11 protein-coding genes and 1 pseudogene are annotated in these 12,654 nt (G+C 70.1%); 3 read left to right on the forward strand and 9 right to left on the reverse strand.

Going from position 1 to position 12,654, the window contains the following annotated elements; translation table 11 throughout:
* Positions 1-208: 208 nt before the first annotated feature.
* Together SK571_RS27440 and SK571_RS27445 are read right to left on the reverse strand one after the other, a co-directional pair.
* Positions 209-1,069 (reverse strand): patatin-like phospholipase family protein, encoded by an 861-nt coding sequence (locus SK571_RS27440; protein WP_319986971.1) that lies wholly within the window; start codon positions 1,067-1,069, stop codon positions 209-211.
* Between the two features lie 45 nt (positions 1,070-1,114).
* On the reverse strand, positions 1,115-2,212 hold the full coding sequence (locus SK571_RS27445) for an alkaline phosphatase family protein (RefSeq protein WP_319986972.1): 1,098 nt from the start codon (positions 2,210-2,212) through the stop codon (positions 1,115-1,117).
* A 49-nt stretch (positions 2,213-2,261) separates the two neighbouring features.
* On the opposite strand from SK571_RS27445, the gene SK571_RS27450 reads away from it, so the two are divergent.
* On the forward strand, positions 2,262-4,592 hold the full coding sequence (locus tag SK571_RS27450; RefSeq protein ID WP_319986973.1) for a Tex family protein: 2,331 nt from the start codon (positions 2,262-2,264) through the stop codon (positions 4,590-4,592).
* Positions 4,593-4,668: 76 nt separating this feature from the next.
* Here the strand turns inward: SK571_RS27450 and SK571_RS27455 are convergent, their stop codons facing one another.
* On the reverse strand, positions 4,669-5,907 hold the full coding sequence (locus SK571_RS27455; protein WP_319986974.1) for an ABC transporter substrate-binding protein: 1,239 nt from the start codon (positions 5,905-5,907) through the stop codon (positions 4,669-4,671).
* 202 nt (positions 5,908-6,109) lie between these two features.
* Between SK571_RS27455 and SK571_RS27460 the strand changes: the two genes are divergently transcribed.
* Positions 6,110-6,973, forward strand: coding sequence for an NAD-dependent epimerase/dehydratase family protein (locus SK571_RS27460; protein WP_319986975.1), 864 nt, complete (start codon positions 6,110-6,112; stop codon positions 6,971-6,973).
* Positions 6,970-8,508 carry a phytoene desaturase family protein gene (locus SK571_RS27465; protein ID WP_319986976.1) on the forward strand — a complete coding sequence of 513 codons (1,539 nt, stop codon included), beginning with the start codon at positions 6,970-6,972 and terminating at the stop codon, positions 8,506-8,508. Before SK571_RS27460 ends, SK571_RS27465 begins: the two co-directional genes overlap by 4 nt.
* Here the strand turns inward: SK571_RS27465 and SK571_RS27470 are convergent.
* The 6 genes and pseudogenes from SK571_RS27470 to SK571_RS27495 all read right to left on the reverse strand — a co-directional run bounded on the left by SK571_RS27470 (position 8,502) and on the right by SK571_RS27495 (position 12,645).
* Positions 8,502-9,365: an ABC transporter ATP-binding protein gene (locus SK571_RS27470; RefSeq protein ID WP_319986977.1), complete on the reverse strand. Its 864-nt coding sequence runs from the start codon at positions 9,363-9,365 to the stop codon at positions 8,502-8,504. The two genes, SK571_RS27465 and SK571_RS27470, sit on opposite strands and share 7 nt — an antisense overlap.
* Before the next feature lie 25 nt (positions 9,366-9,390).
* Positions 9,391-9,768: a GntR family transcriptional regulator gene (locus SK571_RS27475; protein ID WP_319986978.1), complete on the reverse strand. Its 378-nt coding sequence runs from the start codon at positions 9,766-9,768 to the stop codon at positions 9,391-9,393.
* Positions 9,769-9,803: 35 nt separating this feature from the next.
* Positions 9,804-10,775: an ABC transporter permease subunit gene (locus tag SK571_RS27480; protein WP_319986979.1), complete on the reverse strand. Its 972-nt coding sequence runs from the start codon at positions 10,773-10,775 to the stop codon at positions 9,804-9,806.
* A gap of 224 nt (positions 10,776-10,999) precedes the next feature.
* Positions 11,000-11,506 (reverse strand): annotated as a pseudogene (locus SK571_RS27485) (ATP-binding cassette domain-containing protein); the annotation flags it as partial.
* Positions 11,507-11,557: 51 nt separating this feature from the next.
* Complete coding sequence (locus tag SK571_RS27490) at positions 11,558-11,995, reverse strand: SRPBCC family protein (protein WP_319986981.1); 438 nt, start codon at positions 11,993-11,995, stop codon at positions 11,558-11,560.
* A 20-nt stretch (positions 11,996-12,015) separates the two neighbouring features.
* Positions 12,016-12,645, reverse strand: a complete 630-nt coding sequence (locus SK571_RS27495) for a DUF4041 domain-containing protein (protein WP_319986982.1) — start codon at positions 12,643-12,645, stop codon at positions 12,016-12,018.
* Between the last annotated feature and the right edge of the window lie 9 nt (positions 12,646-12,654).

A 12,654-nucleotide genomic window follows, 5' to 3' on the forward strand; every position in this document is an offset into this window, starting at 1 on the left:
TGTGCCCACGAGCCAGCCTCCTGGTGGACGCTCCCCGCGGCGGTAGGAAGACGTGCTCGGTGTTACCGCGACCAGGTCTACGCCACCTGACAGCCCGACTTCAAGAGGTCATCGGAGGTCTGAGGTTGTTACATCGCAAAAAGCGGCGGAGATTGCGCCAATGAGCCGACGTTTGCCTGCGTTACGCCGAACGCGAGGTGATGCGCCATCAGCCGTGTGACGGGTGCCCGTAGAGCCCGACGCCGGCGAACTCCAGCGTCGTGAGGAACGCGGTCGAGGCCTGGTAGGAGGCCTCGACCAGTTCCGCGGTGTGCGAGAAGTCCAGCGGTGTCACGGCCTGCACGGGCGGGCCCGGCAGGTAGAGCACAGGAGCGGTCTGCGACGCGAGCTCCACCTCCAGCACCGCCTGGTTGCGCATGCCCAGCGTCGCCCAGAACAGCAGGGTCTCGGCGAGCGTCTCCGGCACGGTCGGCAGGTGGCCGGGGAACGCGCAGTCCAGCACCACCAACGACTTCGCGCCCATCGCCAGGGCCTGCCGGATCGGCACGTTCGCCAGCACACCGCCGTCGTAGAGCACCTGGTCGCCGATGCGCACCGGCGGGTAGACGCCCGGAATCGCCGCGCTGGCGAGGATCGCGGGGATCAGCTCGCCCTCGGTGATGTTCACGGCCTCACCGGTCACGCCGTTCACCGACACCGCGCCGAACGGCAGCGCCAGGTCGTGAAAGGACGAACAGCCGCCGAGACCCTCGGACAGCACGTGCGCGAGACCGGTGTTCGGGAAGAGGTAGGTCTTGTTGGTGCGCAACGACCTCAGCTGCGCGATCGGCCCGCCGGGGAACACCCGCTGCCGCGTCATGCCCTCCCACAGCACGCCCAGCCGCTCGGCCGCCTTGTCCGGGTCCAGCGCGAGCAGCGAGCCGTTGACCGAACCGACCGAGGTGCCGACGACGAGGTCGGGCCGGACGCCGTGCTCGCGCAGGGCGCGCAGCATGCCGACCTGCGCGGCGCCGAGGCTCCCCCCGCCGCCGAGCACGAACCCGACTGGTCCTGGCAGTTCGATCGTCACGTCCGGTGATCCTAAAGCGAGACAACGGAAAGGGCTGATTTCAATCTACACTGAAGCTTTTGAGTGAACCAGAATGGGGATCGCCAGCTCCGCACGGGTCCGCGACCCGTGGAACCCGTTCATGCCGGTCCACATGGGCTCCGCCTGGCTGCGCACGACCACCGCGGAGCCCTTCATCGCCACCACGACGTCTCCGATGCGGTCCGCCGCCAGCGGGCTGATCGGGCCGAACCACCCGGCGTCCACCGCGTCCTCGCGCGTCAGCACGTCGGCGCGGTCACCGAGGTACTCGCGCCACACGTCCAGGACCTCGTCGCTCTCGGTGTGCAGGTAACGCACCCGGGGTTCTCCGGCGATCACCCGGACCCCCTGCCACAGCAGGGGTTCGGTGTCGAAGTCGATCCGCTCTCCCGCGGTGATCATGCCGTGGTCCGCCGTGACGGCGAGCACCGAGTCCGGCGGCATGCGCGCGGCGATCCGCGAGACCAGCGCGTCGATGAACTCCAGCTGCAGCAACCACTCCTCGGAACCCGGCCCGTAGATGTGCCCGATCGTGTCGAGGTCCGCGTGGTAGGCGTAGCAGAACGAACGGTCCTCCCGCACGGCCGCGAGAGCGCCGAGGGCCAGGTCGCCGAACCCCGCCGCGCCGCGGAACCACGAGCCGCGCAGCACCGCCCTGGTGAGGCCGCTGCCGCGGTGGAACAGCGGGGCGACCACGCTGACCGCGACACCGGCCGCCGCCGCGCGTTCGAACAGCGTCGGATGGGGCTGCACGACCTCGGGCACGAGCGTCCTGCGCAGGTCGTGGTGGCGGTCGTCGGCGCGCGACCAGGTCAGCGAGTTGAGCACCTCGTCCCCGACCGCGAACGTGTAGCCGACGATGCCGTGCTCACCCGAGAGCAGCCCGGTGCCGATCGAGGCGAGGCTGGTCGCGGTCGACGACGGGAAGCCCGCGGAGATCTCCTGGCCGGCCATCGACGACAGGAACGGTGCGTGCGAGGCGTGCGCGCGCAGCAGTTCGTGGCCCAGACCGTCGACGAGCAGCAGTACGACACGCCGGGCCCGTGGCAGGCCGAGCGTGTTGTCGGCACCCGGCACTCCCAGGCCCGACAGCAGTGAAGGGACGACCTCGGCGATGGTCATGAAGGACACCGTGCCACGTCGGATCGGACAACGGGCAGAATGGCGCGCTGTGACAACGCTCATCCACCAGAAGATCGCTGACGAGCTCGGAGTGGCCGCGGGCCAGGTCGGCTCTGCTGTCGAACTGCTCGACGGTGGCGCGACCGTCCCGTTCGTCGCCCGCTACCGCAAGGAGGCGACCGGCGGTCTCGACGACGCCCAGCTGCGCACGCTCGAGGAACGCCTCGGCTACCTGCGCGAACTGGAAGAGCGCCGGGCTGCCGTCCTCAACTCCATCCGCGAGCAGGGCAAGCTCACCGACACCCTCGAAGCGCAGATCCTCGCCGCTGAGTCCAAGGCGCGGCTCGAGGACCTCTACCTGCCCTACAAGCAGAAGCGCCGCACGAAGGCCCAGATCGCGAAGGAGGCCGGTCTCGAACCGCTGGCTGACGCACTTCTGGGTGATCCCGGGCTGAACCCGCAGGAGGAGGCCGCGAAGTTCGTCGACCCCGCGAAGGAGGTCGCGGACGCCGCGGCCGCCCTGCAGGGCGCGCGGGCGATCCTGGTCGAGCGGTTCGGCGAGGACAGCGACCTGATCGGCGACCTGCGCGAGCAGATGTGGACGCGCGGCCGCGTGGTCTCCAAGGTCCGCGAGGGCAAGGAGACCGAGGGCGCCAAGTTCTCCGACTACTTCGACTTCGACGAGCCCTTCGCGAAGCTGCCGTCGCACCGCATCCTGGCGCTGTTCCGCGGCGAGAAGGAGGAGGTCCTCGACCTCGTCCTGGAGCCGGAGGAGCCGCGTGAGGAGGGTCCCTCGTCGTTCGAGGTGCGCATCGCCTCGAGGTTCGGCATCGACGACCAGGGCCGGCCGGGCGACAAGTGGCTCACCGACACCGTGCGCTGGGCGTGGCGGACCCGGATCCTCGTGCACCTGGGCATCGACCTGCGCGGCCGGCTGCGGTCGTTCGCCGAGGACGAGGCCGTGAAGGTGTTCGCGTCCAACCTGCGCGACCTGCTGCTGGCCGCCCCGGCCGGCACGCGCGCCACGATGGGCCTCGACCCCGGCTACCGCACCGGCGTGAAGGTCGCGGTCGTCGACGCCACCGGCAAGGTCGTCGCGCACGGCGTCATCCAGCCGCACGTGCCCGCGAACCGCTGGGACGAGTCGATCGCGAAGCTCGCGGTGTGGGCCAAGCAGCACAACGTCGACCTGATCGCGATCGGCAACGGCACGGCCTCGCGCGAGACCGACAAGCTGGCCGCCGACCTGATCAAGCGCCACCCCGAGCTCAACCTGACCAAGATCGTGGTGTCCGAGGCGGGCGCGTCGGTGTACTCGGCGTCGGCCTACGCGTCGTCCGAACTGCCCGAGCTGGACGTGTCGATCCGCGGCGCGGTGTCGATCGCCCGCCGTCTGCAGGACCCGCTGGCCGAGCTCGTGAAGATCGACCCGAAGTCGATCGGCGTGGGCCAGTACCAGCACGACCTCGCGGAGTCGAAGCTGTCGCGGTCGCTGGACGCGGTGGTCGAGGACTGCGTGAACGCGGTCGGCGTCGACCTGAACACGGCCTCCGTGCCGCTGCTGAGCCGCGTCTCCGGCATCACCGCCGGTCTCGCGGAGAACATCGTGCTGCACCGCGACGCCAACGGCCCGTTCCGGTCGCGCAAGGCGTTGAAGGACGTGGCACGGCTCGGCCCCAAGGCGTTCGAGCAGTGCGCGGGCTTCCTCAAGATCCGCGGTGGCGACGAGCCGCTGGACGCCTCCTCGGTGCACCCCGAGGCGTACCCGGTCGTGCGGAAGATGCAGCAGGAGGCGGGCACCGAGCTGATCGGCAACACGGCCGTGCTGACGAAGCTGCGGCCGGAGAAGTTCGTGGACGAGCAGTTCGGTCTGCCGACCGTCACGGACATCCTCCGCGAACTGGAGAAGCCCGGCCGCGACCCGCGCCCGGCGTTCAAGACGGCGACGTTCGCGGACGGCGTCGAGAAGATCGCCGACCTCAAGCCCGGCATGGTGCTGGAGGGCGTCGTGACGAACGTGGCCGCGTTCGGCGCGTTCGTGGACATCGGCGTGCACCAGGACGGACTCGTGCACATCTCCGCCCTGTCCAACACCTACGTGAAGGACCCGCGCGACGTCGTGAAGTCCGGTGACGTGGTGCGGGTGAAGGTGCTGGAGGTCGACGAGGCCCGCAAGCGCATCGGCCTGACGCTGCGCCTGACCGACGAGCCGGGCAAGCCCGCTCCGAAGCAGCAGGGCGGTGGCGGCGGTGGCCGTGACCGCGGCGGTCGTCCGCAGCAGCGCGGCGGGCAGCCCCAGCGCGGCGGCCAGCAGCGCGCCGCGGCGCCCGCGAGCGGTTCGATGGCGGACGCGCTCCGCAAGGCCGGATTCGGCAAGTAGGACGACGGAAACGGCCCCTCCCGAAGCCTTGGGTCTTGGGCTTGGGTTCTAGGAGGGGCCGTTTCTCATTTGGTCACTACTTGGCGCGGGTGCCCTTGGCCTTCACGAGCTCGGACTCGAACAGCTCCTCGACGGTCGTGAGACCGCCGGGCGCCTTCGAGTCGACCTTGGTGATGTACGACTGCGTCGCGGACGGCCGCCCGACGAGCGAGTAGTGCAGCGCGCTGGTCAGGCCCTGGGTGTCCAGGCCGTTGGTGTTGTGGAACGCCTTCAGCACGCCGTCCCGCGTCAGGTCGCCGTCCTGGCAGGCCTTCTCCACGACGGAGAGGAACACCTTCGCGACGGTGTAGCCGTGGTCGACGTAGATCGCGGGCTTGTCGTTCGGGTAGTACTTGTTGAACGCCGCCGCGACCTCGCGCGGGCCGGGCTGGGTGCCGGTGAACGGTGCCACCGACGTCACCACGGACACCTGCTTCTCGACGGCCGGGCCGACCGGGGAGTCGAGGATCGCGGTGTCGAAGCCGACCACGTTGACCATGAACGGCACCTCCCACTTCAGCGCCGCGGCCACGCCGACTGCGGCGGCGGTCTGGGCGGGGGTGGTGCTGAGCACGACGGCCTTGGCGCCCGCGGCCTTCAGCGCGCCGATCTGCTGCGCGAGGTCGGCCGTGGTCTCGCCGATCGGCTGCTCGGCGATCTTCATGTTCCACTGCGTCCCGACGAACCGGCTGCCCTCCACGGCGTTGTCGCCGTAGCTGCCCTGCACGTAGACGTGGCCGACGGTGTCGCCGTCCTTGATCACGCCCTTGCGCTTGTAGTGGTCGAGCCCGTTGATGACGTCGAGGTCGTACGTGGTGCCGACGATCATCATGTGCGGGTTGCCGAGCAGCGACGCGGCCCACGAGGCGGGAGCGGTCAGCGTGCGGGTCTGCATGATGTCGGGCTCGATCGCCGCGGTCATCGGCGTGCCGGCGAGCTCCAGCAGGCCCAGGATCTGCGGCTCGAGGTCGAAGTACGCGTCGAGCGCCTTCTGCACGTCGTACGCGTGGTCCTTCTGCTTGAGCTCGATCCTGCGGCCGCAGATGCCGCCACGGTCGTTGACCTGCTTCAGGTACAGCTCATAGCCCTTCATGCGGGTCAGCGCGGAGGCTTTGAACGGGCCTGTCATGTCCGTGAGGATGCCGAGCGAGATCGTGTCGTCGGTAACGCCCGGACCGGTCTTGACCTGGACCTTCTCGTCTGTCTTGGCACCGCAGCCGGCCGCCAGGACGGCGAGCGCCAAGGCGGCGGTGGGCAGTACACGGCGGAGGGGCATGCAGGGTCCTTGTCCAAATGATCGACATACTAAGCGGTAGCTCAGTATTGGGTGGAGGCTCACATAATGGCCCCTTATGTGCTACGGAACACAGGCTCGTAAGGTTCATGTGACTACCGCTCGACTACGGAGTGTGCTAGCTCTTCGGTGCCGAACGAAATGAGATACGCGTGATCGCTCACATCGCGGGTATCCGGGCAGGGTGAAAATCGTCGTCACCGGTGCGTCCGGCAACGTCGGCAGCGCGCTGCGCCGCCACCTCGACTTCGAGGACGCCGGTGTCGACGTGCGCACACTGTCGTCCCTGTGCGACGCGTTCCGGGGCGCCGACGTCGTGGTGCACCTGGCGTGGGCGATCAAGCCGGCGAACCAGGAGACGAACGTCGACGGCACCGAGCACGTGCTCGCCGCGTGCGTCAAAGAAGACGTCGGTCATCTCGTCCTCGCCTCCTCGGTCGCGGCGTACGGCCCGGCGGAACGCTGGTCGAGGGTCGACGAGTCGTGGCCGCTGACGGGCATCGCCGGCAACACCTACAGCGCGCACAAGGTGCGGCTGGAGGAGATGGTCCAGCGCTATCCGTTGCCGTGCACGGTGATCCGGCCGTGCGGCATCGGGCAGGCGTCCGCCGCCGAGAAGATCCGCCGCTGGCTGCTCAGCCCGCTGCTCCCGCCGGGGCTGCTGCCGTTCCTGCCGGTCCCGCTGTGGAACGACCTGCGCCTGCAGCTCGTGCACGCGGACGACGTGGCGCGCGCGATCGTCGAGATCATCCGCCGCAAGGCGCTGGGAGCCTTCAACCTCGCCGCCGAGCCGGTGCTGACCGCGCCGATGATCGCCGGCCGCGTGGGCGCGGCCCGGCTGCCGGTGCCGTACCCGGTGATCGAGAAGCTCGCGGGCGCCACCGCCCGGCTCGGGCTGCAGCCCCTGACCCCGGAGTGGGTCCGGATGGCCGATCAGGCACCTCTCGTGCGCACCACACGAGCACATGAGGATCTGGAATGGTGGCCCGAACACGACGCGCGTGATGTGCTGCGTGAGGTCATCGCTGCAATGGGAGGACGTGCGTGAACGAGGTTGACGCGGTCGTCATCGGCTCCGGCCCGAACGGACTGGTCGCCGCGACCCTGCTGGCGGACGCGGGCTGGGACGTGCTCGTGCTGGAGCAGCGCGAGACGCCCGGTGGCGCCGTGACATCGGCCGAGATCACCGCTCCGGGCTTCACGAACGACGTCTACAGCGCGTTCTACCCCCTCGGCCTCGGCTCGCCCGTCATCGGCGCGTTGAACCTCGACGTGCAGTGGCAACACGCACCTGCCGTGCTGGCCCACGTGCTGCCGGACGACCGTGTCGCGCTCCTCTCTCGTGACGTGGACGTCACCGCGAAGTCCGTTGGCTCCTTCGCTCATTCGGATGCCGAGGCGTGGCAGGCCGAGTACGCGCGCTGGCAGCAGGTGCGCGGCGCCGTGCTGGAGAGCCTGCTCCGGCCGTTCCCGCCCGTGCGCGGCGGTCTGTCGTTGCTCAGGACTCTCGGCGCCGGTGACGCGTTGCGGCTGGTGCGACTGCTGACGCTGCCCGTGCGCCGCCTCGGCGAGGAGCTCTTCGCCGGTGAGGGCGCCCGGTTGTTGCTGGCGGGCAACACGATGCACTCGGACCTCGGCCCGGACCAGGCCGGCGGCGCGGGCTTCGGCTGGCTGCTCGCCATGCTCGCCCAGGAGGTCGGCAACCCCGTACCGCGCGGCGGGGCGGGCGAGCTGACCGCGTCCTTGGTCCGCAGGTTCGGTGGACGCATCGAGACCGGCGCTCGTGTCACCGAAGTGCTGCACGCACGCGGTGTCGCCGTTGGCGTGCGTCTGGCGGATGGTTCCGTTGTGCGCGCACGCCGCGCGGTCCTGGCCGACGTACCCGCGCCCAGGCTCTACCTGGACCTGATCGGCGGGGACGCGCTGCCGTCGAAGCTCGCGGAGGACCTGAAGAGGTTCCAGTGGGACGGCGACACGATCAAGGTCGACTGGGCGCTGTCGGGCCCGATCCCGTGGCGCAACGCGGAGGCCTCGCAGGCGGGCACGGTCCACCTCGGCGGTGACCTCAACGGCCTGGCGGGCGTGGCCCACGAACTGGCGTGCGGCAAGGTGCCGCGCAACCCGTTCATGATCCTGGGCCAGATGACGACGACCGACCCGACGCGTTCCCCCGCGGGCACCGAGGCCGCCTGGGCCTACACCCACGTGCCGCTGGGCGGGAACTGGACGCCGGACCGGTTGAAGCGCCGCGCCGACCGCCTGGAGCTGATGATCGAGGAACGCGCGCCCGGCTTCCGCTCGCGCATCCTCGGGCGCTCGGTGCTCGGCCCCGCCGACATCGGTTCGGTCAACGGCGGCACGGCGGCGATCCACCAGCAGCTGGTCTTCCGGCCCGTGCCCGGTCTCGGCCGCGCGGACACCCCGTTCGACCGGCTCTACCTCACGGGTTCGTCGGCGTGGCCGGGCGGCGGTGTGCACGGCGCGGCGGGCGCGAACGCGGCACGGGCGGCGCTGGCGCGCTGGGGTGTGGCCGGTGGCCTGTACCGGGCGCTGGTCCAGGGAGCCCAGAAAGCCATCTACTGACGGGCGAGCCTGCGGGTGCGTGATGCCCGCAGGTACCCCATCACCAGCGCCTCCAGGTCGGGGTGCTCGGTCTGGAAGCCCTCGGGCGCGCTGCTGCCGCGCACCAGCGCCGTCGTCTGGCGGGACGTGTGCGAGGAGTCGACCACGACGCCGTCGGTCTCGAAATCCAGTCCGGCGGGTCCGACGACGACCCGGTGGTCGCCCAGGATCTCGTCGATCTCGCCCGCCACCTGCACGCGGCCCTCGTCCAGCAGCAGCAGGTGGTCGCAGACGTCGCCGAGGTCGGTGAGCAGGTGCGACGACAGCAGCACCGTGGTGCCGCGTTCCGCGACGTCGGTCATGACGATCCGCAACGTCTCGTCGCGCGCCAGCGGGTCGAGGTCGGACAGCGGTTCGTCCAGCAGCAACACCTTCGGCAGCCGGCCGAGCGTCAGCGCGATCGCGACCTGCGTGCGCGCGCCGGCGGACAACGTGCGCACCTTCGCGTCCTTGTCCACGCCCGCAAGGAGATCCAGCACCTCGTCCGCGCGTTCGGCCGACCAGCGGTCGTTCATCGCGGCACCCGCCCGCATCAGCTCGCGCACGGTGAACTGGTCGTAGAGCGGCCTTCTCTGGGTCAGCAGCGACACGTCGGGGTGCATCCGGCCGCGCACCGCCGTGCCGTGGACGGTGATCTCGCCGCCGGTGGGCTTCGCGAGCCCGGCGATCAGCGACAGCAGCGTGCTCTTGCCCGCGCCGTTCGGCCCCACCAGCCCGGTCACGCTGCCCTCCGGCAGCGAGAACGAGCAGCCGTCGAGCGCTTTCGTGCGCCCGAAGTGCTTCGCGAGGTTCTCGGCCCGCACCGGACTGGCGTTCATCGTGCTCCCACGTCCACAGTGGACATCAGTAGTGCGTGCCCCGCACGTCGGTGTAGATCGCGTCGACCTCGTCGGCCGAGAGCCCCTCGTCGACCGCGCGGTCCATCCACCGCTCCAGGTCCTGCCGCAGCGGCGCGTCCGCCTTCGTCGCGTCGGTGGCGAGCGAGGCCGTGATGAACGTGCCCATGCCCCGGCGGCCCTCCACGAGCCCCTCGTGTTCGAGCTCGCGGTACGCCTTCAGCACGGTGTTGGGGTTGACCCTGGTGGCCTCCACCACCTCCCGTGCCGTCGGCAGCTTGTCGCCGGGTCCGAGCAGCCCCATCCGCATGGCCTGCTTGACCTGCGCGGCGATCTGGAGATAGGTGGACACCCCGGAGTGCCGATCGATGCGAAACTCGATCACGCCGCTCAGCATAGGTGTCCACCCGTCCACTCAGGTCACACCTGCCTGCGCACGGCCCAGACCGAGCCCAGCACGAACAGCGCCGCGAGCCCCACGAAGACCGACCCTTCCAGCAGGTGCAGCGTCGTCGCCTGCTCGACCGGGATGATGTCCGCGTACCGCTGCGCGAGGCCGTTCTCCCGGTAGCAGGCCGCCGTGTCGACGACGCCCTGCGCGTCGGCCTTGGAGCCGCAGTTCATCATCGGCGTGGGGTCGGCGATCACGTTCCCCCTGGCGTCGAGAAATCCCGACTCGACCACCAGGGGCCCGCGACCGGCCAGCGCGGGCCCGTCCACGTCGTCGGAGATCACCCGGGTCGGCGTGATCAGGGACTCCCGCACACCGCCGACCACGACCCGCACGACGACGAACAGACCAAGCGTCAGCGTCATCGCCACGAGCGTGCGCCTGAACAGCGCGCCGGTGAACATGCCGAGCGTGTAGGAGAAGAGTGTGTAGGCGACGGGTGACACGCCACGGGAGTCGAAGACCGTGAAGTAGAACTCCCCGGTCGACAACGGTCCGAGCTGACCGGCCACGTCCAGCCAGCTGTGCACGACGAGCTGGTGAACGACCACCACGACCAGCGCGGGCAGTGCCGCGACGAGGAACTTGGTGGCCATCCAGCGGGTCCTGCTGACCGACTGCGTGAACGCCAGCGCGTGGGTCCCCTGCTCGAACTCCCGCGCGAACAGCGGCGCGCCGACGAAGACGCCGATCAGCACGGGCGCGACGAGCACCGTGGCCAGCGCGATGTGCATCTTGTCGAACCAGGCGGCCTGGAACTCGGTGGCCGCCGGGCCCGTGCAGGACTCCAGGCCCTTCGCCGCGCAGTCCACGAGGTTGCGCGAGACGAGGTCCGCCGACATCGCGGCCCGCAGCACCAGGATGGCCGCCACCACCACGGCCAGCCCGGCGACGAGCGTGACGAACACGGGCCGCTGCTGGCGCCACACGACCCACGTCATGCCGCGACCTCCATCCGCATGTAGGCGAGCGCGAGCTGACTCAACGTCCGGTGCTGCGCGTTCGCCCGCAGCAGTGCGCTCACGTCACCCGCCAGCCGCACCCGGCCGTCGGCCAGCAGCACGAGGTGGTCGCACAGGTCCTCCAGCTCCGCCAGCACGTGCGACGACAGCAGCACGGTGATGCCCTGCGTGCGGCACTCCTGCACGAGCGTCTGCAACACGCTCTCGCGCGCCAGCGGGTCGAGGTCGGCGAGCGGCTCGTCCAGCATCAGCAACCGCGGCCGCTTGCCCAGCGCCAGCGCGAGCGCGACCCGCGTCCGCTGGCCGCCCGAGAGCGTCCCGACCTTGGCCGCGAACGGCACCTGCGCCTTCTCGACCAGCTCCTCGGCGTACGCCTGGTCCCACCCCGGGTTGGAGTTGCGGCCGTACTTGAGCGTCTCGGTGACCGTGAACTGCGGGTACAGCGGCTTGGCCTGCGTCAGGAACGCCACCGACCGGTGCATCCCCCGCCCGTTCGGCACGTCGCCGAACACCGAGATCCGGCCCGTCGTCGGACGCAGCAGGCCGGTGATCATGCCCATCAGCGTGCTCTTGCCGGCCCCGTTCGGCCCGACGAGCGCGACGATCCGGCCCGCCGGGATCTCCAGCGAGCAGTCGCGCAACGCCCAGCCCCGCGAGTACTTCTTCCCCAGGCTCTCCGCCAGGACAGGCGGATGCTCCCTCTGACTCATGGGAGCGACCGTACCACCCTTTCACTAGTTACCTAGTGAAAGGGTGGTGAATCAGCCGCGTCCCCTGGCCAGATCGCCGAGGCGCTGCAGCGTCTCCTTGTTGCGGGGTGTCAGCAGCAGGTCCTGCACGACGTTCGGCAGGAGCGTCGACGGCCCGCGCACCGCCCTCTCGGTCATGCGCACCTCCGTCAGCGACTCGGACAGCGCCCGCAGGCTGAAGGTGATCCGCGCCGCGCCCGCGGGCCAGAGCCGGGCGTCCAGCTCCAGCAGCTTGGGCGCCTCGCACCTCACCACCTCGGTCACGTCCTGGATGACCAGCGGCCACGGGCCCACGCTGTGATGGATGCGCGTGCCGGGTTTGGGCCAGCCGGTGTCCACGTCGCGGATGTGGGACGCGCCCACCACCCAGCCCCCGTACGACCAGCCGTCGGCGAGCACGTCCCACACGTGCGCGACGGGTGCCTCGATTTTCAGCGCGACCTCAGCCATGCCGGGGTATACCCCGTGGGTCAGGAAGCAATCCGGCGGGTGCGGCGGCTCTCGGCCCTGCGCTGCAGGTGGTCGGCGGTCAGTTCGAGCTCGTACGTGCGCAAGGCCTGGTAACGCGGCGAGATGCGGAGCGCGAACGTCCCGCTGAGGCGTTCGATCGCCGACGCCGAGCGGTCGAGGCGCCTCCTCGCCGCGTCCAGGCCACCGGCTCGCAGCATGCGCAGGCAGTTCTCGGCCTCGCAGTTGTACGAGCGGAGCATCAGCGCCGACCAGTCCTCGACGAGCCTGCGGCCGGTCGCGTCCGATCCGTTGTAGGTGACCTGCCCGCCACCCTCGATCGCCGCGCCGGTCTTGATCAGGGTCTTCATCTCGTCGTGGATGAGGTCCAGCTGCGCCTGGTGGTCCGCGGTGGCGTCGGTGCGGAACACGCCTGCCCGTTGCAGGGTCAGTTCTTCCTTCAACGGCTGCAGTTCGGCGCGTGCGTTGTTGATCCGGTGCCGCAGCGCTACGAGTTCGGCACCGGCTCTGTCGACCTCTTCCAGCGCGTCGGTCTGCGCTGATCGGGCGTCACCGATTCGGGCGAGGAGTTCTTGCAGGCCCTCCACGGCCCGCTCCAGCTCAGCGATCCGGCGGTCTTTGCGCCCGAGCATGCTTACCTC

The organism is Lentzea kristufekii (genome assembly GCF_033949925.1).
Classification (GTDB): domain Bacteria; phylum Actinomycetota; class Actinomycetes; order Mycobacteriales; family Pseudonocardiaceae; genus Lentzea; species Lentzea kristufekii.